Source organism: Nostoc sp. UHCC 0302, from assembly GCF_038096175.1.
Taxonomy (GTDB): Bacteria; Cyanobacteriota; Cyanobacteriia; order Cyanobacteriales; family Nostocaceae; genus UHCC-0302.
In genome coordinates this window covers 4,478,487-4,500,439 of sequence record NZ_CP151099.1, presented here as the reverse complement: position 1 = coordinate 4,500,439, position 21,953 = coordinate 4,478,487, and the positions used below count along the sequence as shown (strand labels likewise).

Sequence of the window (21,953 nt, the reverse complement as noted above, 5' to 3'; positions counted from 1 at the left end):
GCCATGATTGGTAATATTGCCCAAACTTTGCTGGTGATTGAAGACAGCGACGAAGATTTTGAAGCTTTCTGTCGAGTCATGCGGCGACAAGCCGTTGTTAGTCCTGTCTTTCGCTGCACTGATGGCGATGAGGCGCTAGACTTCCTTTATCACAATGGCCCCTACAGCGACCCCAAAACTGCCCCCCGTCCTGCAATTATTTTGCTCGACCTAAACTTACCAGGAACGGATGGACGAGAAGTTTTAGAGCAAATTAAGCAAGATTCAGACCTCAGAAATATTCCTGTGGTTGTATTTACCACTTCTTGTAATCCTAGAGATATTGAAGTATGCTACCGATACTCTATCGCTAGTTATATTTTGAAACCAATCGACATCAACCGATTGGTACAAACTATTCAAGTCTTCATCACTTACTGGTTGGATATTGTGATTCTCCCTGATGCTGTTAACAAGTAGTCATGGTGAAACCGCTAACCGTTTTAATCATCGACGATTGTCTGGAAGACCGCCAGACTTATCGTCGCTATCTACTGCAAGACCAAGAACACAGCTATACAATTCTCGAAGAAGAATCGGGAGAAGGAGCGTTGACATTATGTCAGCAGTTTCAGCCTGACGGGATTTTATTAGACTTTTTGCTGCCAGATTTGGATGGATTGGAATTTCTAGACCAATTAAAGCAGCAGTCGCAGGGAGCTATGCCAGCTGTAATTATGTTGACAGGGTATGGCAACGAAACTGTGGCTGTCCAAGCGATGAAAAGTGGTGTGCAAGATTATCTAGTCAAAGGGCAAACTACAGCAGAGCGTTTGCGCTCTACAATTCGCTCAGCAATCAAAAATGCTCAACTACGTCAGCAACTGCAACAGAGCGAGGAGCGTTTCCACACATCGGTTGAGAATATGCTGGACTGCTTTGGCATTTACTCAGCCATTCGCAATCAAATAGGTGAAATAATAGACTTTCGCGTTGATTATGTCAATGCCGCAGCTTGTGAATTTACCGGGATGAGTAAAGAGGAACAGCAAAGTCAAGGACTGTGCAACATCCTACCTAATTTTCGAGCAAGTGGCTTGTTTGATGAGTGTTGCCGAGTTGTAGAAACGGGTCAGCCTTTAGTGAAAGAATCACGGATCTACACTTCCTCTGATAGTAAACAAGGGTTAACTAAAGCCATTGATATTAGCATCACCCAGATGGGGGATGGCTTTGTTGCTTCCTGGCGGGATGTGACTGAAAAAAAGCTCGCAGAAGAACGATTGCGGCAGAGTAAACAGTTCATCGAACGCATTGCCAATACAATCCCTGGAATTTTGTACGTTTACGATTTAGCCGAACAGCGGAATGTTTATCTCAATCATCAGGTTGTCGAACTGCTGGGCTACACTCAAGAGCAAATTCAAGATATGGGAAGCCAGTTTCTTCCCAATTTGATGCATCCTGACGATTTAGCGCGATTTTCTGTGCTGTGCCAAAGATTCAACTCAGCTCAGGATGGTGAGGTTATAGAAAATGAGTATCGGATGCAACACGCTAATGGTGAATGGCAGTGGTTTTGTAGTCGAGATACTGTATTTACCAGAAATGTTGGAGGTTCACCGCGCCAAATCGTTGGTACAACCTTTGATATCACAGAACGCAAGCAGACGGAAGAACAGTTGCGTTTAAGCAATGAGCGTTTTCAACTAGCGGCGGCGGCTGTTAACTGTCTAATTTATGACTGGGATATAGAAAAAAATACTGTAATCAGAACTGAGAGGTTAAGCCAACTTTTGGGCTACTCCCCAGAAGAGATACAAGCAACTCATCAATGGTGGAGAGAACAGATCCATCCTGAAGATCGGGAGCGCATAGGCAACCACTTCCGAACTATGTCAGATGAGCAAAACCATTATGCTGTGGAATACAGGACGCGTCACAAAGATCAGCAATATCGGTATATTCTCGATCAGGGAGTGATTACACGAGATGCTAATGGGCAGCCAGTCAGAGCAGTAGGTAGCACGACAGATATTAGCGATCGCAAACACGCTGAAGTCGCCTTACGTCAAAGCGAAGCCAAGTTCCGACGCATTGTGGAATCGAATATAATTGGCATCTATTTTGGTGACTACAGTGGTCGCATCTATGAGGCGAACGATGCTTTTCTAGAAATGATTGGCTACAACCGCACAGAATTGGAAGCTGGCATCATGCGCTGGGATAACATCTCACCACCCGAATATCAAGCCCTCGACCAGCAAAAAATTCAAGAACTGCAAACCTCTGGAGTTTGTACCCCCTTTGAAAAGGAATATTTTCACAAAGATGGGACTCGTATCCCGATTCTTTTGGGAATTGCTCGTATCGACGGCATAGAAGAGAACGGCTATAGTGTTTGCTTCGTTCTTGATTTGACCGAACGCAAACGTGCTGAAGTAGCTTTACGCCAAAGCGAGGAACGCTACCGTTATCTATCTGATGCTATTCCACAACTCGTCTGGATTTGCAACGCTAGCGGTGAATGCGAACACGTTAATCAACGTTGGTATGAATTTACTGGGCAAACACCTGAGCAGGCGATAGGGTTCAAGTGGACACAAGTTTTGCATCCAGACGACATCCAAACAACTCTCCAGACATGGAAAGATGCCTTACAGAGAGGGGAACCTTATGAAGAAGAAATGCGCTATCGCAGGAGTGACGGTACTTATTGCTGGCATTTAGCACGAGGGTTGCCAATCAAGGATGAGCAAGGGCGTATCCTCAAGTGGTTTGGTACAAGTACAGATATAAACGATCGCAAACAGTTGGAAGCAGAACGCGCTCAGCTTTTGCAACTTGAGCAAGCGGCCCGTGCTGAAGCGGAAGCTGCTAACCGCACCAAAGATGAGTTTGTCGCAATGGTATCCCATGACCTGCGCTCTCCGCTGAATGCGATTTTGGGCTGGTCAAAATTGCTACGTACTCGACGTTTTGATCAAGCCACCTTCACCAGCGCTTTGGAAACCATCGAAAGTAATGCTAAGTCTCAAGCAAAACTTTTAGAAGACCTGCTGGATATGTCTCGCATTATCCGTGGTCAGCTACAGCTTGACGTCAGGCAAGTTAATCTGGCGGCAATTGTAGGCGTAGCAATTGAGACTGCTTATCCATCGGCAAATGCTAAGAACATTCATTTGGAATCCAGGCTTGATAAGTCAATTCCAGCAATTTCCGGTGATACCAACCGCTTATTGCAAATTTTGGGTAATTTACTCTCCAACGCCATTAAGTTTACCCCGTCATGGGGACGGGTAGAAGTGCAGTTGTCAACCATTACTGAATCAAATTCCCACTCAGCACTCATCCAGGTGAGTGATACAGGTATTGGCATCAACCCAGAGTTTTTGCCCTACGTCTTTGAACGCTATCGTCAGGGACATTCTACTCACAAACAAGGTGGTTTAGGGCTAGGTTTAGCGATCGCTTCTCATCTTGTAGAATTGCATGGTGGCACTATTCAAGCAACTAGTCCAGGTGTTGGACAAGGAGCTACTTTCAGCATTAAGCTACCGTTGTAGCAATTATGATTATTCCATTATTTCATCTGTTACAGCTTCACCTGGATAAAAGCGATCGCTTAAAATATTCTCGGAAGAATATAAACATTGCTGGGGAAAAGTGGAGAATGGTAAGTTTGTTTCTCCTGACGCTAGATCCCTACTATTTTGATATGCTTCTTTGAGTACTTCTTCCAAGTAAGTTTTAAGGCTAGGATTTTCACTAAGTAACTTTAGAGTTTCTCGCCGTTGTACACGAATTGTTGCCAACCCTTCGGGTTCGCCAGTCGCTACAACGGGGGGAACCCCCGCAACGCGCTGGCTCACCAACTACGGCTGCGTTTCTCAGGTTGATATTCCCACTTCAGTAAATGTCCAATTAATACACTGAGGCGATTTCTTAATTCTTGGCGTTCTTTTCTGCCCAAGGATTCAATCTCCTCAATTAAATTGGATAAATCAACCTGACTCCATTGCTGATGACGAAGTAAGTTAACCTGTTCTTGAGTCCAGGCATAAAAATCAGTTTCATAGAGATTTGGCATCAGGTTTTCTGTTGTCTACATCGTCAGTAGAGACGTTGCATTGCAACGTCTCTACAATTGTATTTTATGGATTTCTCAGACTTTCTGTATTATCGGCAGTACGACCTGTATTAGCTGCCGTGCGAAATGCCACCATCAAACCTTCTAAGCCAACTCTAATCAATATTGTGTACAACAAGAAAGCCAGCGGTGCAAGCAACAAGCTACCAATACCAGGTAAAAATCCACCACGAAAACCACCTGCTATAATGCCGAGTGTTCCCAAGCCAACAAAAAATATAGCAATTCCGTAAAGAACACCCACAACTCTGGGGGTTATAAATTCCGAAAACGAGAAGTCAAAAAGTACTGTAAAAAAATTTCTGGAGCTAGCCATGCTACACCTATCTCTCTAATCGATTAAATTTAAAGCCTTAAATTCTTATAGTCTTAAGTTCAACAAAATTTGCATAAGCAACACGATTATTCGTATTTATTTTTATAATCTTAGTATTAATTAACACTACTTATTTATCGTTAATTCTCTGCAAAAAAATAGACAATGCTGAGACTGAAAACGAGTTCAATCGGCATTGCCATTTTGTGTAAATCTAAACTACTGTAAATGCTCCAAAAGCAGCAAAGAGGCTCAAAACTCAATTATTATTCCCATTCTATGGTTCCAGGCGGCTTAGAGGTGATGTCATAAACCACGCGGTTAACACCTTTCACCTCATTCACAATCCGCGTAGAAATGACTTCCAAGACATCGTAAGGCACACGCGCCCAGTCAGCAGTCATACCATCTTCACTAGTGACAATCCGCAAGACAATCGGGTAAGCGTAGGTGCGTTGATCCCCCATCACCCCAACACTGCGAATTGGCAGCAATACAGCAAAAGCTTGCCAGAAATCATGATATAATCCGCGTTGGTTAATTTCTTGCCGCACAATCAAATCGGCATCACGCAAGATGTTTAACCGTTCGGCGGTGACTTCACCCAAAATGCGAATCGCCAAACCGGGGCCAGGGAAAGGTTGCCGTTGAACAATTTCTTCTGGCAAACCGATAGAACGTCCAACTTTGCGGACTTCATCCTTAAACAGTTTCCGCAACGGTTCTACTAGTTTAAATCGCAGGTCTTTAGGCAAGCCGCCAACATTGTGATGACTCTTAATTTTCACTGCTACCCTTTCACCAGTTTGGGGATCAACGTTGGTATCAGCAGATTCAATCACATCTGGATAAAGTGTACCTTGAGCCAGATAGTCAAAGTGTCCAAGGCGTTTGGATGTTTCTTCAAATACACGAATGAATTCGTGTCCGATGCGACGGCGTTTTTCTTCGGGATCTGTGATACCTTCAACTATAGTTAGGAAGCGATCGCGAGCATTCACATACTCCACAGGAATATGAAACTGTTCTTGGAATAGCTTCAGTAACCTTTCTGGCTCTAATTTACGCATAAAGCCTTGGTCAATAAACACACACGTCAGCTGATCTCCAATCGCTTTATGTAGTAAGAAAGCCAAAGTAGAAGAATCCACTCCTCCAGACAATGCCAACAATACCCGCTTCTCGCCAACTCTGCCGCGAATTTCGCGAATCGCTTCCTCGACAAAAGCTGCTGTTGTCCAAGTAGGTTCACAGTCGCAGATATGGTAAACAAAATTGCGGATTAATGGCAACCCACCAATAGAATGTACTACCTCTGGATGGAACTGCACACCGTAAAGTTTTCTTTCATGGTCGGCGATGGCAGCACAGGGGGTATTTTCTGTATGTGCCAGTAATTCAAACCCTGGTGGCATTTGCGTAACTGAGTCGCCGTGGCTCATCCACATCGTAGTGCCATCTTCGACATTAGTCAGCAAATCTGTGGGATCATCTATATATAATGATGCTTTGCCGTACTCACCTCGGTCAGCTTTTGCCACTTCTCCACCGAGTTGGTTCACCATCAGCTGCATCCCATAGCAAACACCTAAAATGGGTATTCCCAAATTCCAGATTTCTGGATCACAATGGGGAGCTTTTTCACCATAAACCGAACTCGGCCCACCAGAGAGAATAATTCCCTTCGGATTGAGTTGGCGCAAATGTGCAGCTGTAGTACGATAGGACAGGACTTCCGAATATACTTGAGTTTCGCGGATGCGACGGGCAATCAGTTCAGAATATTGCGAACCGAAATCCAAAATTACAATCAATTGGCGATCAAGCCGCGCTAAACTTTCTAATGGTTGAGGCGCTTGTTCTGTTAGTAGAGTCACCGCTGTATTCATGACCGGGAGAGTTATGTCTGTTAAGGAAAATAGATAAATCGTCGCTCTGTAGTCTAAGTGATACCATTTCGCTGCCTAGTCAGGCTGATAATGGTAAAGGAAACCCGTACAAACGCAGTTAAGCTTGCGTTTGTCTGTTTAGTCTATGAATCTAACATGGTATGAAAACGATAAAGTTACCCTAGAGTGGTTACTTAAAAAATTGTTTATTGGGATTATTTACGATTATTCATATTAAATTAACATAGTTTTCCCATTAACTGGCCGGCTGTTTTGCTCTTCACGATAATTTTGCGATCGCGGTCAAAGAGGATAGAGCCACATACTGTTACATCTATACTCAGCTCACTATGGCTTTGGATGTATTCTTTAGAACGAGTATCGATAGTTTCGGCGATCGCGTTATAAACTTGATTTACCCAATCATTGCCAGATAAAGCATCTAGCGATCGGAGATATGACAGTGCCGCTTCAGCGGTAGGACTATTAAATACTGCTTGTATATCTAGTGACTTTAAACCCACGATAGCACAGTGGGCTGCCAAAATTTCCCGGCGTCCATCAGCAAGGTGATGATGAGTGTGAAAAATGCCACCTGCCAGTTTCATCAACTTGCCGTGGTAACCAAAAAGTAATATTTCTTTAACACCTTGGATATTAGCTTCTACCAACATTGGCCCAAGCCAATTAGCAGTTTTTACTAATTTTTCAGGATTGATACCTAGTTTCCGCGCTAAATCTAGGCCGTTCTCGCCAATACAAAATACTAAACTTTCAAAACGACTAGCTTTTTCTTGTAATTCGGCGCGAAAAGCTGCAAGCTGATCAGGTGTACTCAAAGGTTGAGAAATCCCAGTTGTTCCTAATAGAGAAAGACCTTCAACAACACCAAAAGCAGCATTTGAAGTCCGAACAGCAAGCGATCGCCCTTCCGGTAGAATAATCGTCACCGTAATTTTTTCTCCCGGTGCTAGTATTCGGCGCAAATTTTCCTGCAAAAGCCGTTGAGCATAAGCATAAATAGCCGGCGCATCTCCAGCATTCATCTGCCTACCAATTCCTTCTCCCCCTTGAATAATCACTGCCTCATCACCCTCTTTTCGCCATTCCACCATTGCCCAAATCGGTGTATCTTTAGTCAGATCAAGATTATCACCAGGGTCACTGCGAGTGATTGCCAAAGCTATATTCTCAGATAGTCCTGCTACCTGTTCAATTGGGATTTCTGCTATTTGAGCTGGTTCAATCAAATCTACAGAGGCTATGCTTAATGGTTGGCGATCGCGTAACCAGTTTAAAGCTGCAACAGCAGAAGCACAGGCAAATACAGGGAGTGTGTATCCAGAACGAGACATTTTGTAAAGTTAAAAGTCAAAATAATTCTTCAATCTGTGAAAGAATCCGATTCAGACAGATTTTCGTCTAGAGGGAGTTTTACAGGGATAACACAAATAACTTCTTCTCACGATCCGCAGCAAAAGCTAGACACGCTTTGATGTCTTCGGAAGTTAATTCAGAAAAATCCTCTAGGATTTCTGCTTCAGTCATTCCGCCCGCAATATACTCAAAAATATCATAAACAGTGATTCGCATTCCCCGGATACAGGGCTTACCACTGCGTTTTCCAGGTTCAATCGTCATAATATCGTGATAATTCATAACTAACCATATTGGTACTTTCTGGTGCAAGAACTTGTTGTGGGGCTGGCGATCGGCACATTAGAACGACGTTCATTCCACTAGAAATATAGTTATCAAATCGCTCACGCAAGATGTCTGGAACTCCAACTGGTACAACTTCTTGAAACCCTGTTTGTTGATAGAACGATTGCAGATGCTGCCACGGAATACAGTAACAGACTTGATCGACAAGTTGCTCAGTACATACTTGAAGTAGCCGTGTACCAATGCCTTGCTGCTGAAACTTAGCTAGAACCTGCATCCCTCGAAGTACAAAGAACCCAGTATCTGAACACAAACGTACTGCACCAACAATTTTGGTCTCTAGTTGAGCAATAAATATTAAATCTTCTTCCAGTGTGTTCAAATCGCCTCCATAACCACACTCGCTGTAAAAAACTTTAATTGCTTTAGTATTCTGCGGCTTTGCTTGGCTAATTTTCACCATATTGCTCTACAAATGGGTTAACTTCCCACTTGCTCTTATTACTTTGGCAGTGAGGATAAACTCAAAATATTGCTTTATCAACAATTTCAAACTATTTTAACTTTGAACACGAAAAGACAGATTATTAAATACGTCATCACCAAAAGACGAAGCCGCAAAACTTACAGTTTAGCTGCTGCAGATAACATTTAGCTCTCACAGCTCACTCTTGGTCAGTCTGCTCCAATGCAGTGTTAGCCTGCTGACTACTGCTTCTCGCTGCTTCTAGCTTTTGGCGAATCACTGCTTGAACCTTCTCATCAAAATCGGGATCGTCGGGGCTTGCAATAATTCTGCGTGGACGCTGATTAATTCTGTCCAAATATGCTTGAAAAGCAGTTTGATCACCGCGATGCTTAAGAAAATACTGTTTCAATTCAACATCAGACATTGAATCGTAATTAATTCGGCTCATCAGACAACTCTCCAGTGGGTAAAATTTGGAATTCAATCTCTTCGTCATACCCAGCAAGGATGTATATATTACGAGTCCGATTATCAACGCAAATGAGGTATATGGGCTGAAGCATGATATACGTCAGTTGATAGCTAATACGATACAAACTTGCTAGTTGAGCAGCAGTAGGCATTACAATTCCCCATGTAGGGTAATTATACAGAGTAGATATCACTCCATCAACAATCTCAAAGTCAGCTTTGGCGCAAAATTACGAATTAATTCTTTAAACACCTACTTCCGATAATAAAGTTTGCATAACTTCCCAAGAGATTCCTTGCTGAATATATCGGGGTGATTCAGGATTATAAGGACTGGCTACTCGGTCAATATTAAGTATGTTTGCCCCATTTGGTAGGACAGGCACATCTGGATCAAATGCTGTTGGGCGCATCAAAGAACTAGAAAAGCCTTTGAAAATAGCAATTGTATCTTGCTCATCAGCTATTTCTACCGTTACAAGTAAGACTTCTTGGGGGCGTTTAGTAGTGTATTGTTCCAGCCGCTTGCCAATGGAATCCATTTTTTGAATTTTGAATTTGAGAAAAGTCTTTTGCTAGGTTTTCTTAGAGCTTAACTTTGGTGGCACAGCAAGATGAGAGTTAGTGTTGTATGGCTGAACGTCCTCGCTTGCCTAGTTTGATTAAGACAAAGTAGCTTAAGTAAACCAGATAAATTACTAAACAGATTACGGCAAGAAAGCCGAGGAATCCAGCCTTGGTATTATGATGAAAATATTCTTTGAATAGTAATGGAACCTCAAACCAAACGCGACAATAGGGAGTTTTGAGTGTATTTCCAGAAAAAGCGCAACCCAAAAAAGGTATAAAGGCTAGTGCGCTCAAAACAGAATAAACACTGACAGCCCAACGCCAAGAGGTAAAAATCAGTTTTAATACTCCACTGTTTTGAAACTCAATCTCATCGTTTAGATCCACCCAGAACCAGAGTGAAACGGGAATCAGTATCAGAGCCATCAACCCAGAGATAAAGCTAATTGGGTACTGAGCTATCATTAAGTAAATCGTAATTGCCAAAAGGCTTGATACTCGCCAGTAAATAGTTAACAAGCGTTGTATTGCTTCCGCTTTCTGCACATACGCCCAAATCAACAGAATTAGGGGAATAATCACCATAAATAATGCTGCTAGGCGATAATCAATCCAGACGAAAGGACGAAACCAAATATCATAGTCCATAATTTTTCTCAGACGATAGATAAAACACTAACAGGACTTACGCAAAGTTATAGAAAAAACGCAGACGCCCAGCAGTGAAGCAGCGCGATCTTCTCCCAAAGGGAGAGGCTAGCGCCTGCCGTAGGATGCCCGTTCGCCTTGGTCTCCTTTAGGAGAAGGGCTGTAGGGGGTTTCCCTCATGAGCAACTGCTGTTAGCGCAGCGTTAGCGACGCAGGAGCGTCACCCGAAGGGCTTGTCGCAGGCTACCATAAAGGATGTAAAGGCCGCAAAGGACACGTAGATACCAAGTGACTACTGGCAGCGTAGAAACCTGAATTTTAGAGAGTTCTTGCGTAAGTCCTAACTAATTAAGAACCAGTATCTCTAATTGAGAGACTTGTCAGCTATCTGCTAGCTAGTAATTTATATCTATTAATATCTATTACATAACAGTTTAATTTAAGTAAAAAGCGTAGGTGTTAACCTCTGCACTCTGGCTATGTCCATGTTATGCCTAGAGAGAGGCATCATAGTAATTCGTAATTACTACTTTTGGGCTGAAAAATACTTAATTTTTTAAGGAGCTGCACAGAGAAGTTTTAACTAAGGTTTCTGGCGTTAGCGATCGCTCTCCCATAGCCTAAGCTTTGCGCGATAACGTCTCTGTTTAGCTGCTACAAAAACGAAGTCCGCCTGCGCGGACTTCGGAAGATATAGCTTTTTAGCAGCTTGGGTTGGCAGCCTTTGTTCGTGTAGCCTTTATTAAAACCAATGCGTGCAAAATATCAGTTAATAAATCCTGATTGATTGCTATCAAACGAACAATAAAGTTCACCAACTCAACTTTTAGTCTTCGTAAATACGGCACTCATCTGCTTCTGGATTATCATCACAGTACTTTTCTAGAGAGTTCTTTTGCTTTTTATTGCGCTGGTGGGAGGCTTCTGCTTGTAATTCTTCTACTGCATCCCAAGCCGCAGCACATTCGGCAGAGTTGCTACCTGATATATCACAGACAGCGCGTGCTTGTTCCACTTCTTCTTGGATTTTTCCTTGGATATCGCTGTTTGCTTTTTCTTGGATATTGGTCATTGGTTTAGTCTCGTTGTGTGTTGTTAATAGTGACTACTAGTATAGAAAAACTTCAAAAATGGCGGCATTAGACTGGATATCCTAACCATTCTAACCTTTAAGCGCTCAGTTAGTATTTCAGCCGATTGATTCATTACTTAGTACAGTAAACTGCCGCATCTATTTTAGATTAACCTTTATCTTTTAAGATTTTGCTGAATCAGTACTATAGATAAACAATCATACAATATATTTAGATGGATGTATTAAGGGATAAACGCCTCAGCTTTCTGAGATGGGGGATACAAAGGGCTGGGGTCAACTCTTGTAGGACGCAATTCCTCCGAAAATAAAAAATCAAAAACTATTAGCCTAGAAAGAGAAAGAAGCCCAAAACTCATGGCAGACCAAATGCAGTGGACAAACGCCCTATCAACCCATCATTCTTTGGAAGCAGCTGTTACAGATGTAGTACAACGAGCTGTCTCATCCTTAACAGCACCTGCGGATTTAGGGCTAGTGTTCATCTCTTCTGCTTTTACGAGTGAGTATTCCCGACTCTTACCTCTGTTAGCTGAGAAACTTTCAGTACCAGTGCTTATTGGTTGTAGTGGTGGAGGCGTGATTGGAACGACAATTAGTGGACAAACCCAAGAACTGGAAGCTGAACCAGCTATCAGCCTGACTTTAGCTCACCTGCCAGGGGTGAAAGTTCAAGTATTTCATATTGTTGCTGAAGAATTACCCGACTTGGATAGTTCGCCTGATGCTTGGCTAGATTTGATAGGTGTACCAGCATCACCAACACCGCAGTTTATTTTGCTGTCTAGTTCCTTCTCGTCTGGAATTAATGATTTGTTACAGGGGCTGGATTTTGCTTATCCTGGCTCGGTAATCGTAGGAGGACAGGCCAGTGGTGGGGGTATGGGTGGTCGTGTAGCCCTATTTTGCAACGATCGCCTTTATCGTGAAGGTACGGTCGGCATAGCTTTGACAGGTAATATTGTTTTAGAAACAATTGTGGCACAAGGATGCCGACCCATCGGCGAACCGTTGCAAGTTACCAAAGCCGATCGCAATATCATTCTAGAGTTGGATGAAAAAGTACCTTTAATGGTATTGAGAGATTTGATTGCCAGTCTCAGCGAAAAAGAACGGATACTCGCACAGCACTCTCTGTTTGTTGGTGTGGCAATGGATGAATTTAAGCTGTCTTTGCAGCAAGGAGACTTTTTAATTCGCGGCATACTTGGAGTAGATCCAACAGCAGGAGCAATTGCAATTGGCGATCGCGTCCGCCCTGGTCAACGCCTGCAATTCCACCTCCGAGATGCCCAAGCTTCTGCTGAAGACCTAGAATTACTCTTACAAAGTTATCAAGACCAAAAAGACTCTGAACCCTCTGCTGTAGCTGCTTTAATGTTTGCCTGTCTGGGACGAGGTGAAGGACTTTATGGCAAACCCAATTTTGATTCTGAGTTATTTAGACGCTACCTTCAGGATATCCCTGTAAGCGGATTTTTCTGTGGCGGTGAAATTGGCCCTGTTGGTGGCAGAACCTTCCTCCACGCCTATACTTCAGCATTTGGGATTTGCCGAGCAATTGGTCTTGGATAAGGGGGATGAGGGGACAGGGGACAGGAGGACAAGGGACAAAGAGAGAATAAATACTGACTCTTGACTCTTTACTTCTGCCTCCTAAAGCAAGAGTGTGCTGTTGTTATCAATTAGATTAGCCTTGCCTGTAGGGGCGATCGCACCATAACTCTGAATGTAGCGACGAACTTCTAAGGGAAACTGGGGATAGTCTAACAAAGCATCTCCATCGGCAATGGTGGCCCAAAAGTCACGCAAACCAGGAGCTAGTTCTTTTGCCTGCGATAATGGAAGGTTTAAGGGAGCCTGAGTTAGTATCTTCATTACGAAGGGGAAAGAGCGATCGCCCATCCACTGCCGCGATGAGTGTTGCAATTCGGGAAAATCGGGTACTGATTCTACTCTATGAGATAAAATCTGTAACCATTCTCTACCGTAATTATCCCGATGGAACTCTAGCACTCGATATGGATGAGGATAGCTGACTAAAGAACCAGTAGTAATTTCATATACACCTTCTGAATAGGCTACATCCTGGACGTGCAAATGCCCAGTCAACACTAGCTTGACCCCATAACGGCGTAGCAACTGCAACAGTTCTGGAGCATTTTCCAACATATAGCGATGTGCCAATGGGTGGCGCAATTGATCGGGCAAATGCTCAACCACATTGTGATGCACCATTACTAAGACTAATTCATCACCAGCCGCCGCTAGCACCTCTTCTAACCACCTAAGCTGTTTGGTATCTAAACGCCCTATCTGCTCACCTTGCTCATTAAAAGAGTTAGAATTCAGTCCAATTAACCTCACTCCAGGTAATAACTGACGAGTATAGTAAATTTGCTGTGGGTCGTCGTAGCCAAACTTAGAGTAATACTGAGGGAAATCAGCAAAAGCAATTGATTGTTGATCTGCCAACAGCACAGGAACATCATGATTACCAGGAACAACATAAACGGGAAAAGGTAGTTGGGCTAACCGTTGTTGCAACCAAGCGTGGTTTTCCGGTTCACCGTGCTGAGTTAAATCTCCTGGAAGCAAGACGAAATCTAAATTGAGTTGTGTTAAATGCTCTAATACACTTTCAAATGCCGGGATACTGACTTCCACTAGGTGAAAACGGCTAGGATGATTCCAGATTGTATGAGGAAGTGCTAGGTGTAAGTCGCTAACTATTGCAAAGCGGAAATTGAGAGTCATTGATTTAATAAAATGTTAAAAGTACGGGTTAAAACAACTCTTTTCCCAAAAGTATAACGCTTGCTTTGTCTGTCTGCGTATAAATGCGTATAGTTAATATTTGTACACATTAAGCATCAATTACACGGTACTGTTCAACTTTTCTAATTCTAAATTTAAAATGAATAATCTAATTTTTGAAATGACGCCTGATATGAATTAAAAATATCTTCTATTCTATAAAGATTTCTCAAATTACCAAAATTATTTTTTGGGAAAATAGACAGAATGTCAAACTAGGAATCGAGAAAATCAGCAGCTAAAACTCAAATTAGTTTCAAGTCACAATAGGATATTTTTACGTAAAGGAGAGAAAATTTTGGCAGTTGTCAGAGTCCGCCAGCACGTTAATCCACTTGCCCAAAAGTATCTAACGCCAGCAAGTCCCCTTGAATGGGAAAAAATTTATGCAGAGCTAAATCAACCGCTACATTTAGATATTGGCTGTGCTAAGGGCCGATTTTTGTTGAATATGGCAGAGATAGAACCTAACTGGAATTTTTTGGGTTTAGAAATTCGGGAACCGTTAGTGGTGGAGGCAAATAAGTTGCGATCGCAGTTAAATTTGACAAATCTCCACTATTTATTTTGTAATGTGAATAACTCATTACCAACGCTTTTATCTTCTATTCCGCCAGGGACTTTGCAACGCGTTACAATTCAATTTCCTGATCCTTGGTTTAAAAACCGCCATGCTAAACGCCGTGTAGTACAACCAGAATTAGTGGAGATTTTAGCTAATTATCTTGCTGTTGATGGGGTAGTGTTTCTGCAATCGGATATGGAATTTATCGCTGTGGAAATGCGCGATCGCTTTACGGCTCATCCAGCTTTTAAAAGTGTTGGTGCTGGCAAATGGCTAACAGAAAATCCGCTACCAGTCCCCACAGAACGGGAAGTAACTACCCAAAAAAAGAGTGAGCCTGTTTATCGTGCCTTATTTGTCAAACGAGAAGTTGTGAATGGCGAGTAGTAACAGAGCGATATTCTATTGAATCCCCAACTAAAAGATTGCTGAATTCTTCTTTAATCTCACTTTGTTACTACCAATAGAGAATAATCTCAAATCCCTATAAACTTAGGATGCTATTCTTTGCAAAGAGCAGCCACTTAACTCTTCTTATGCAAAACCAATGGGCAGTTCCAACCAAATATTGATTTTATTTGCTCACCCTGCACTTGAAAAGTCACGGGTGAATCGACCTCTGATTCAAGCCGTTCAGGGGTTAGCTTCAGTAACTGTTCATGACCTTTATGAGGCGTATCCTAACTTCCATATTGATGTGAAATTTGAGCAGGATTTACTCGTTGCTCATAATATTATCGTTTTCCAGCATCCTTTCTACTGGTATAGTAGCCCAGCCATTTTGAAGGAGTGGCTAGATTTAGTGTTACAGCATGGATTTGCCTACGGACACAGAGGAACAGCGCTACATGGCAAAAAACTACTCTCAGCAATTACAACAGGAGGAAGCAAGCAAGCTTACTGTCGAGAGGGATATAACTACTTTTCGATCCAAGAACTACTAGTGCCATTTGAGCAAACAGCGCGTCTTTGTGGCATGGAATATCTACCGCCCTTTGTTGTGCATGAAACACATCAGCTACAGGAACAGCACCAAATTGCTAAACACGCAGACGATTACCGGACTGCGATCATCGGTCTGCGTGATAACACCATAAACTGGGAACTTCTTAAGCAATTCAAACAGCTAAACCAAAACTTGGCTGAAGTTATCAAGATACAAGAGGCCCCGCACCATGCATAATAAAGATTTTTTCTTTCAGGCATTTGTTTACCTGATGGCGGCGGTGCTGTCGGTACCAATCGCTAAAAGATTAGGACTTGGTTCAGTTCTGGGGTATCTAATTGCTGGAGTAATAATTGGCCCCTTTGTACTGGGCTTTGTGGGGAATGAGGGAAGCGATGATGTGATGCACTTCGCTGAGTTTGGTGTGGTGATGATGCTGTTTCTAATTGGGTTAGAACTGCAACCATTCCTGCTGTGGCGATTACGCGTTCCGATTCTCGGATTAGGAGGTTTACAGGTTTTAGTTACGACTTTGCTTGTCACTGTCCTGAGTTTAGTTTTTGGGCTTTCCTGGCAAATCGGTTTAGCTATCGGCATGATTTTATCATTGTCTTCAACGGCGATCGTTCTCCAAACCCTCAACGAAAAGGGATTAATGAAGACGGAAGGCGGACAATCGTCTTTTTCAGTACTGCTGTTTCAAGACATCGCAGTCATCCCAATGTTCGCTCTGTTACCGTTACTGGCAATGAAAAACGGCACGACAGCGAGTTTGGTTGCCAATGGGGTAATCTTTGTTGCCGCTGAACAACAAAAGGCGTCTGTACCAGGTTGGCAACAAGCTTTGCTGGTGATGGTAACGGTGGGTGGCATTATTGTTGCAGGACGGTTTCTGATGCGTCCAGTTTTCCGCTTTATTGCTGCTACCCGGTTGCAAGAAATTTTTACAGCCACAGCTCTACTACTGGTAATTGCAATTGCTCTGGCGATGCAGCAGGTTGGTCTTTCTCCGGCTTTGGGTACGTTTGTTGCCGGTGTTGTTTTAGCGGATAACGAATACCGTCACGAACTGGAAACTAATATTGAACCCTTCAAAGGCTTATTGTTGGGTCTATTTTTTATTTCCGTTGGGGCTAGTATCAACTTTGATTTGCTAATTCAACAGCCCTTGTTAATTTTAGGATTAGTCATTGGACTAGCAATCATTAAGTTTGCAGTGCTGTTTGGGTTGGGTTGGTTGTTCAAGTTGGAAGCCAGCCAAAATCTACTTTTCGCTTTCGCCCTCGCCCAAGGAGGTGAATTTGCCTTTGTGCTGTTCTCGTTTGCTACTAAAAATAACGTCCTAACTACATCTGTAGGCGGTATTTTGGTTGCCGTTGTGGCATTGTCGATGGTACTGACACCATTAATCATGCTGATTAATGAGAAGTTCGTGCAATCTCGTTTCGTAACCACAACAGTTGAGCGGGAAGCAGATACCATTCATGACAATGAAAATCCAGTTATCATCGCAGGCTTTGGCCGCTTTGGACAGATTGTCGGCCGTTTACTTATTGCTAATGGTTTTAAAGCCACAGTTTTGGATCACAACCCGACTCAAATTGATATGCTGCGGCGTTTTGGTTTCAAAGTCTATTACGGGGATGCATCCCGGATTGACTTGCTGCATACAGCAGGAGCAAGGCAGGCGAAGCTATTTGTTTTAGCTATAGATGACCGCGAAAAAACCATAGAAACTGTTGATCGGGTTCGTAAGCATTTTCCTCACCTGAAAATTTTAGCGCGAGCTATTGATCGCAATCATGCTTACGAGTTAATTCGACGAGGGGTAGAAGTAGTTGAGCGAGAAACCTTTGGTTCGGCTCTGGATATGGGAGTCGAAGCACTAAAATTATTAGGTTTGCGCTCCTATAGGGCGCATCGAGCGGGCAACACCTTCAAAAATCATGATGAAGAAGCTTTGCGGGAACTAGCAGATATAGAGGGAGATCACACCTTATGGGTGGCGCGATCGCGTCAACTCGCTAAACAATTGGAGCAGTTGTTGAGGTCAGACGATGAAGACCTCACTCATGAAGTTGACCGAGCCTGGGACATTTCAGATTTACAGAAGAATTCTTAAAAGAAATATGGTCAAGTGGAAGAGATAGGTGAATTAAAGAGTTATATTACAGCGATTTCCTGATGGCGATCGCTGTAATAACTCAAGTTGAAAAACGCATAATTACGGATAATCTCTTCTGACAAATGTGAGTTAATTCACACCTTGGAAATTTCATATCCCTCACACTAATTCTTTAGTTAAATTCTCAGCAAAGGGAGGGTCACAGTAAACGTTGTGCCTACTTCAACGTCACTATTGACTACAATCTCGCCCCCATATGCTTCGACACACTTTTTGACAATCGCTAGCCCTAATCCAGTACCAGGTATAGTTCCGACATTATCTGCACGATGGAAAGGCTGAAACAGTTGCTTTTGGTCTTCTTGAGGAATGCCAATTCCCCAATCTTGAATTTGGAAAATTACTGTTTTTTCTTGAGCAATTAATTCAAAACGTATCATCTCACTCGGTTTGGAATACTTAATAGCATTGTTGAGCAAATTGCCCAAAATGTGCCGTAGCAGGCTTTCATCCCATACGTATTCGCTTAATTTTCCATGACTGGCGAACACCAAATTTAGATGCTTCTCTGTGGCAGTCAATTGAGCTTCTTCGACCAGTTGGCGGCAGAAAGCTTCTAAATCCAGTGAAATGAATTCACACCCAAGTTTACCAGAATCGGCTTTACCTATTAATGAAACTTCATCTAATAACTGCGCCATGTTTTTAATCGCTGAGCGAATTATCTGTAAATGCTTCAGCTTTCTCTCTTTGCTTAATTGGTCATCATTGTTTTGCAACAGTCCCGCAGCCAAAAGAATAGTATTTAGAGGATTGCGGATGTCATGAGAAAGCATTGAGACAAATTCAGATTTAAACTGGTTGAGTTCATGAGCTTTCACCAATTCAGCAGTTCGTTCTTCAACCCGGTTTTGCAAGGTCTCATTGACGGTGCGTAATGATTCTAAAACCTGCTTACGCTCGATCGCGTAGCGCAGCGATCGCACCAATGCATCTACACTTACCTGTCGCTTGACCAGATAATCTTGCGCACCTTGCCGTACCGCCTCAATTGCCAGTTCCTCATCGTTCGTATTTGTTAATACAACAATTGGGACATTTGGTGCTTGGCTGATCAAAGGGGGCAGAGAAGACAATCCTTGGCTATCAGGTAAAGTTAAATCTAACAAAATAACATCGTATGTACATTCATTTAGTTTCTTGAGCGCTTCCCCCAATCGCTTCACATGAAGCAGAGCAAACTCCTGGGACTGGGCTTGCTTGAGAAACTCTTGTAACAACCTAGCTTCTGCTAAACTGTCCTCAATTAACAAGATTTTTACTAAGTAGCTCCCAGCCATAATCTTCGGGTTATAGTCAAAAGTCAAAAGTCAAAAGTCAAAAGATGAAGGGGTGACAGAGAAGCTACAAAGCAGATCATTTCAGCCACTTTTTCACCCCTTCAGAGTCAAGAGTCAAGAGTTATTCTGCTTGTTCTTCTTGTCCCCTTGTCACCCCTGTCCACTGCCAACTGTCAACTGTCCACTACCCCCTTGTCCCCCACTCCTCCTACTCAGATGGTAGCGTCACAGTACAGAGCCAAAAGTCTTCAATACTCTTAACAATTTGGAATAGCTGGGTGAGATTGCGGGATTTAGTGATATAGCAATTCACGTGCAAATCGTAGCTGTAAAAAATGTCATCCTCATTTTTTGAGGTTGTTAAAACTACTACTGGAATACGTTTCAGTATTGGATCAGCTTTTATTTCCGCGAGTACCTCTCGACCATCTTTCTTAGGCAAGTTTAAATCCAGTAGGATCAGGTCAGGGCGGGATGCATTGGCATATTCGCCTTCTTGACGCAAATAAGCCATTGCGTCTATACCATCCCTGACCGTCACTACTTCGTGTGGTACTAAGCTATTTTTCAACGCTTCTTGAATTAAGCGAATATCGGCTTTATTGTCCTCAACCAAAAAGATGGTTTTGTGTTTTCCTTCCATTTCTACGCTCACGCTCGCGTCCTCCGACTGGAATCGTAAAGTAGAAGGTTGCACCCTGATCGAGTTGCGATTCTACCCAAATCCTTCCTCGGTGGCATTCAATAATCTTTTTACAGATGGCTAAACCCATACCTGTACCAGTATATTCGTCTCGCGTGTGCAAGCGCTGAAAGATTACAAAAATGCGATCGCTAAATTGTGGATCAATGCCGATACCATTATCCCGCACTGAGAACAGCCATGCATCTTCTAGCCTCTCTGCTCCTATATGGATTTGTGGTGGTTGCTCACTGTGGAATTTAATGGCGTTACCGATGAGGTTCTGAAATAGCTGCATTAGTTGCGTGCTGTCAGCTATGACTGTTGGTAAAGCGTCGTGGGTAATGGTAGCGCCAGTTTCGTTGATGCGTTGACGCAAATTACCTTTGGCACGATTTAAGGCTGTTTCTACCTCGGTCATTTGATATGCGATCGCTTGCATATCCACTTTAGAATACGCCAGTACGTCATCAATCAGCGTCTGCATCAAGCTAACACCCTGCACGGCGTAGCTGATGAATTCCTGGGCATCTTCGTCGAGTTCTTCGCTATAACGCATCTCTAACAACTGCACATAATTCACCACCTGATTGAGTGGTTCTTGCAAGTCATGAGAAGCAACGTAAGCAAACTTTTTCAATTCCGCATTAGAACGTTCTAAATCTTGAGCTAACTGAGCAAGTTCATCTGCTTGTCGCAGCACAATATTAACAATTGCTTTTCGCAATTCGAGTGCTGCTTTAACTTCTACATATTTCCAGGGTAAAGAAGTTAAGCGAACTGTTTCTTTCCACAGTTCAAACGATTTTCGCGGACACAGGCGGACATTTCCCTCTGACTGGCTGACTTCAAATGCTTTATTAGGATCACCACCCCAATTTACAGTTTGAATTACTTCTGGTCGAAACCACAAAACATAATTTCGCTTAGAAATGGGAATAGCTAACAAACCGCTGGCGACGTTTTTAAAACTTTCAGCATCTGGATAAATATTTGGCAAAGAATCTGTATAAAATACTTCTTCTTCAACGTTATTCTTCAACCACTGAACTAAATAATTCAGGTCTTCTTCTTTAGGAGTTTCACCAACTACGGTGCAATTTCCGCCAAAACAAACAGCTGCTCCTTGAGCGCTGGTTAAATTTAGCAGAGTTTGAGGGTTTTTAACTAAACCATCAATAAAGTTTTCTTCTTGAGACATATACTCAATCAATACCGATTGAATATGTGTCAAATTAATGCGGTAATAGTAGTCTTCTGTTTCTTCTCTAGCTGATATTTCAGAAAATATGACTCGCCCTAAGAATTCACAAGCTTTACGCAGTTCATAAGAAACATACTTAGGTGACTGATGATGGCAAGCAATTAGTCCCCAGAGTTTTTGGTCTTTAATTAAAGAGATAGTCAAAGAAGCACCAACACCCATATTATGCAAGTACTCCATATGACAAGGAGCAGCATTTCTGAGAATAGAATTGGTTAAATCAATCGGCCGCTCACTCACCGGATGACTGTGAGGAAAAAGTTTGACTGGCTGAGAATAGGAATCTGGAATAATTCTGATTGAATTAGCAGCGAATAATTTTCTTGCTGGTTTAGGAATATCTGACTCTGGGTAATGCAATCCTAAGTATGGTTCGAGACTTTCTAATTTTTCTTCAGCAACGACTGAACCATGCCCATCATCATCAAATTTGTATAACATCACCCGATCAAATTCAGTGATTTTCCGTACTTCTTGCACAATGATTTGACAGAAGTCTCGTAGATTCGCTGTTTTTTCTAGTTGATTGATAGATGCTTTAGCTAGATGATAAAAGCTTAAAAAGGGAATATTTTCTTGGGAAATAGCTGGTTCTAACTCCAGAATCAGAAATCCATCTGGATTGCGGTGAAATACTGCATCAAATACTATGTACTCATCACCTTTTTTTCTTACCCAAACTTTGGTGGGATTGATAAAATCAAAATTTGCTTGTGCTAAACCTGTTTTAATTCTCTCTATTTGAAAAGGATCTAGTAAATCTTCTAATTTTTTTTGTAACATCTTTTCGGGAGTAATCCCAAAAATCTTTAGTGTATTAGTACTAGTTTGTAATATTTTTAACTCAGGCTCTTCTAAAACCAACAGGACGCCATGCGGCTGAATTTGACTAGAAACATGAATTGGAGCCTCTTTCAAGCTAATTATATTAATACCTGGCAATTGTAAGTTTGTTTCCATAACG

The 21,953-nt window shown here is 42.4% G+C and carries 20 protein-coding genes and 1 pseudogene; 6 read left to right on the top strand and 15 right to left on the bottom strand.

The features are described from left to right. Positions 1–3 precede the first annotated feature (3 nt). Both WKK05_RS19505 and WKK05_RS19500 read left to right on the top strand, forming a co-directional pair. A complete protein-coding gene (locus tag WKK05_RS19505) occupies positions 4–459 on the top strand; it encodes a response regulator (RefSeq protein WP_341524757.1) in 456 nt (151 codons plus the stop codon). Between the two features lie 2 nt (positions 460–461). Next, a complete protein-coding gene (locus tag WKK05_RS19500) occupies positions 462–3,545 on the top strand; it encodes a PAS domain S-box protein (protein ID WP_341524756.1) in 3,084 nt (1,027 codons plus the stop codon). Positions 3,546–3,554: 9 nt separating this feature from the next. On the opposite strand, the pseudogene WKK05_RS19495 reads toward WKK05_RS19500, so the two are convergent. From WKK05_RS19495 to WKK05_RS19445, 11 genes and pseudogenes are all read right to left on the bottom strand, one after another. Beyond that, a pseudogene (locus WKK05_RS19495) lies at positions 3,555–4,069 on the bottom strand (DUF29 domain-containing protein). A 64-nt stretch (positions 4,070–4,133) separates the two neighbouring features. Continuing rightward, positions 4,134–4,445, bottom strand: a complete 312-nt coding sequence (locus WKK05_RS19490; protein ID WP_341524755.1) for a DUF4282 domain-containing protein — start codon at positions 4,443–4,445, stop codon at positions 4,134–4,136. 266 nt (positions 4,446–4,711) lie between these two features. Further along, a complete protein-coding gene (guaA, locus tag WKK05_RS19485; RefSeq protein WP_341524754.1) occupies positions 4,712–6,334 on the bottom strand; it encodes a glutamine-hydrolyzing GMP synthase in 1,623 nt (540 codons plus the stop codon). 239 nt (positions 6,335–6,573) lie between these two features. After that, positions 6,574–7,689: a cobalt-precorrin-5B (C(1))-methyltransferase CbiD gene (cbiD, locus tag WKK05_RS19480; protein ID WP_341524753.1), complete on the bottom strand. Its 1,116-nt coding sequence runs from the start codon at positions 7,687–7,689 to the stop codon at positions 6,574–6,576. A gap of 79 nt (positions 7,690–7,768) precedes the next feature. Next, on the bottom strand, positions 7,769–7,993 hold the full coding sequence (locus WKK05_RS19475; RefSeq protein ID WP_341524752.1) for a DUF433 domain-containing protein: 225 nt from the start codon (positions 7,991–7,993) through the stop codon (positions 7,769–7,771). Next, positions 7,965–8,462: a GNAT family N-acetyltransferase gene (locus WKK05_RS19470; protein WP_341524751.1), complete on the bottom strand. Its 498-nt coding sequence runs from the start codon at positions 8,460–8,462 to the stop codon at positions 7,965–7,967. Before WKK05_RS19470 ends, WKK05_RS19475 begins: the two co-directional genes overlap by 29 nt. 202 nt (positions 8,463–8,664) lie before the next feature. Beyond that, positions 8,665–8,916: a hypothetical protein gene (locus WKK05_RS19465; RefSeq protein ID WP_341524750.1), complete on the bottom strand. Its 252-nt coding sequence runs from the start codon at positions 8,914–8,916 to the stop codon at positions 8,665–8,667. Further along, positions 8,903–9,091 (bottom strand): hypothetical protein, encoded by a 189-nt coding sequence (locus WKK05_RS19460; RefSeq protein ID WP_341524749.1) that lies wholly within the window; start codon positions 9,089–9,091, stop codon positions 8,903–8,905. The genes WKK05_RS19465 and WKK05_RS19460 overlap by 14 nt, the downstream gene beginning before the upstream one ends. Positions 9,092–9,184: 93 nt before the next feature. Next, entirely contained in the window at positions 9,185–9,481 is a 297-nt protein-coding gene (locus WKK05_RS19455) for a hypothetical protein (protein ID WP_341524748.1), read from the bottom strand. Between the two features lie 79 nt (positions 9,482–9,560). Next, positions 9,561–10,157: a DUF3177 family protein gene (locus WKK05_RS19450; RefSeq protein ID WP_341524747.1), complete on the bottom strand. Its 597-nt coding sequence runs from the start codon at positions 10,155–10,157 to the stop codon at positions 9,561–9,563. Positions 10,158–10,983: 826 nt separating this feature from the next. Further along, the gene (locus tag WKK05_RS19445; protein ID WP_341524746.1) at positions 10,984–11,229 is read right to left on the bottom strand and encodes a Calvin cycle protein CP12; all 246 of its coding nucleotides are present in this window, start codon (positions 11,227–11,229) and stop codon (positions 10,984–10,986) included. A 378-nt stretch (positions 11,230–11,607) separates the two neighbouring features. On the opposite strand from WKK05_RS19445, the gene WKK05_RS19440 reads away from it, so the two are divergent. Continuing rightward, positions 11,608–12,825 carry an FIST N-terminal domain-containing protein gene (locus tag WKK05_RS19440; RefSeq protein ID WP_341524745.1) on the top strand — a complete coding sequence of 406 codons (1,218 nt, stop codon included), beginning with the start codon at positions 11,608–11,610 and terminating at the stop codon, positions 12,823–12,825. An 81-nt stretch (positions 12,826–12,906) separates the two neighbouring features. Here the strand turns inward: WKK05_RS19440 and WKK05_RS19435 are convergent, their stop codons facing one another. Further along, a complete protein-coding gene (locus WKK05_RS19435) occupies positions 12,907–14,007 on the bottom strand; it encodes a metallophosphoesterase (RefSeq protein WP_341524744.1) in 1,101 nt (366 codons plus the stop codon). Between the two features lie 358 nt (positions 14,008–14,365). Here WKK05_RS19435 and trmB point away from each other — a divergent pair, with 358 nt between their 5' ends. The 3 genes from trmB to kefC all read left to right on the top strand — a co-directional run bounded on the left by trmB (position 14,366) and on the right by kefC (position 17,700). After that, positions 14,366–15,019 carry a tRNA (guanosine(46)-N7)-methyltransferase TrmB gene (gene trmB, locus WKK05_RS19430; RefSeq protein ID WP_341524743.1) on the top strand — a complete coding sequence of 218 codons (654 nt, stop codon included), beginning with the start codon at positions 14,366–14,368 and terminating at the stop codon, positions 15,017–15,019. A gap of 160 nt (positions 15,020–15,179) precedes the next feature. Next, a complete protein-coding gene (locus WKK05_RS19425; protein ID WP_341524742.1) occupies positions 15,180–15,815 on the top strand; it encodes an NAD(P)H-dependent oxidoreductase in 636 nt (211 codons plus the stop codon). Then, the gene (kefC, locus tag WKK05_RS19420; RefSeq protein WP_341524741.1) at positions 15,808–17,700 is read left to right on the top strand and encodes a glutathione-regulated potassium-efflux system protein KefC; all 1,893 of its coding nucleotides are present in this window, start codon (positions 15,808–15,810) and stop codon (positions 17,698–17,700) included. Before WKK05_RS19425 ends, kefC begins: the two co-directional genes overlap by 8 nt. Positions 17,701–17,879: 179 nt before the next feature. Here the strand turns inward: kefC and WKK05_RS19415 are convergent, their stop codons facing one another. The 3 genes from WKK05_RS19415 to WKK05_RS19405 form a co-directional block, all read right to left on the bottom strand. Continuing rightward, positions 17,880–19,043, bottom strand: a complete 1,164-nt coding sequence (locus tag WKK05_RS19415; protein WP_341531125.1) for a hybrid sensor histidine kinase/response regulator — start codon at positions 19,041–19,043, stop codon at positions 17,880–17,882. A gap of 208 nt (positions 19,044–19,251) precedes the next feature. After that, positions 19,252–19,698 (bottom strand): response regulator, encoded by a 447-nt coding sequence (locus WKK05_RS19410; protein WP_341524740.1) that lies wholly within the window; start codon positions 19,696–19,698, stop codon positions 19,252–19,254. Beyond that, positions 19,652–21,949, bottom strand: a complete 2,298-nt coding sequence (locus tag WKK05_RS19405; protein WP_341524739.1) for an ATP-binding protein — start codon at positions 21,947–21,949, stop codon at positions 19,652–19,654. The genes WKK05_RS19410 and WKK05_RS19405 overlap by 47 nt, the downstream gene beginning before the upstream one ends. Positions 21,950–21,953: the final 4 nt, after the last annotated feature.

What these genes read in the sequence shown, in the direction of transcription:
- WKK05_RS19505 (WP_341524757.1), top strand. Translation starts at nt 4, where the DNA reads ATGATTGGTAATATTGCCCAAACTTTGCTGGTGATTGAAGACAGCGAC.
- WKK05_RS19500 (WP_341524756.1), top strand. Translation starts at nt 462, where the DNA reads ATGGTGAAACCGCTAACCGTTTTAATCATCGACGATTGTCTGGAAGAC.
- WKK05_RS19490 (WP_341524755.1), bottom strand. Translation starts at nt 4,445, where the DNA reads ATGGCTAGCTCCAGAAATTTTTTTACAGTACTTTTTGACTTCTCGTTT.
- guaA (WP_341524754.1), bottom strand. Translation starts at nt 6,334, where the DNA reads ATGAATACAGCGGTGACTCTACTAACAGAACAAGCGCCTCAACCATTA.
- cbiD (WP_341524753.1), bottom strand. Translation starts at nt 7,689, where the DNA reads ATGTCTCGTTCTGGATACACACTCCCTGTATTTGCCTGTGCTTCTGCT.
- WKK05_RS19475 (WP_341524752.1), bottom strand. Translation starts at nt 7,993, where the DNA reads ATGAATTATCACGATATTATGACGATTGAACCTGGAAAACGCAGTGGT.
- WKK05_RS19470 (WP_341524751.1), bottom strand. Translation starts at nt 8,462, where the DNA reads ATGGTGAAAATTAGCCAAGCAAAGCCGCAGAATACTAAAGCAATTAAA.
- WKK05_RS19465 (WP_341524750.1), bottom strand. Translation starts at nt 8,916, where the DNA reads ATGAGCCGAATTAATTACGATTCAATGTCTGATGTTGAATTGAAACAG.
- WKK05_RS19460 (WP_341524749.1), bottom strand. Translation starts at nt 9,091, where the DNA reads ATGCCTACTGCTGCTCAACTAGCAAGTTTGTATCGTATTAGCTATCAA.
- WKK05_RS19455 (WP_341524748.1), bottom strand. Translation starts at nt 9,481, where the DNA reads ATGGATTCCATTGGCAAGCGGCTGGAACAATACACTACTAAACGCCCC.
- WKK05_RS19450 (WP_341524747.1), bottom strand. Translation starts at nt 10,157, where the DNA reads ATGGACTATGATATTTGGTTTCGTCCTTTCGTCTGGATTGATTATCGC.
- WKK05_RS19445 (WP_341524746.1), bottom strand. Translation starts at nt 11,229, where the DNA reads ATGACCAATATCCAAGAAAAAGCAAACAGCGATATCCAAGGAAAAATC.
- WKK05_RS19440 (WP_341524745.1), top strand. Translation starts at nt 11,608, where the DNA reads ATGGCAGACCAAATGCAGTGGACAAACGCCCTATCAACCCATCATTCT.
- WKK05_RS19435 (WP_341524744.1), bottom strand. Translation starts at nt 14,007, where the DNA reads ATGACTCTCAATTTCCGCTTTGCAATAGTTAGCGACTTACACCTAGCA.
- WKK05_RS19425 (WP_341524742.1), top strand. Translation starts at nt 15,180, where the DNA reads ATGGGCAGTTCCAACCAAATATTGATTTTATTTGCTCACCCTGCACTT.
- kefC (WP_341524741.1), top strand. Translation starts at nt 15,808, where the DNA reads ATGCATAATAAAGATTTTTTCTTTCAGGCATTTGTTTACCTGATGGCG.
- WKK05_RS19415 (WP_341531125.1), bottom strand. Translation starts at nt 19,043, where the DNA reads ATGGCTGGGAGCTACTTAGTAAAAATCTTGTTAATTGAGGACAGTTTA.
- WKK05_RS19405 (WP_341524739.1), bottom strand. Translation starts at nt 21,949, where the DNA reads ATGGAAACAAACTTACAATTGCCAGGTATTAATATAATTAGCTTGAAA.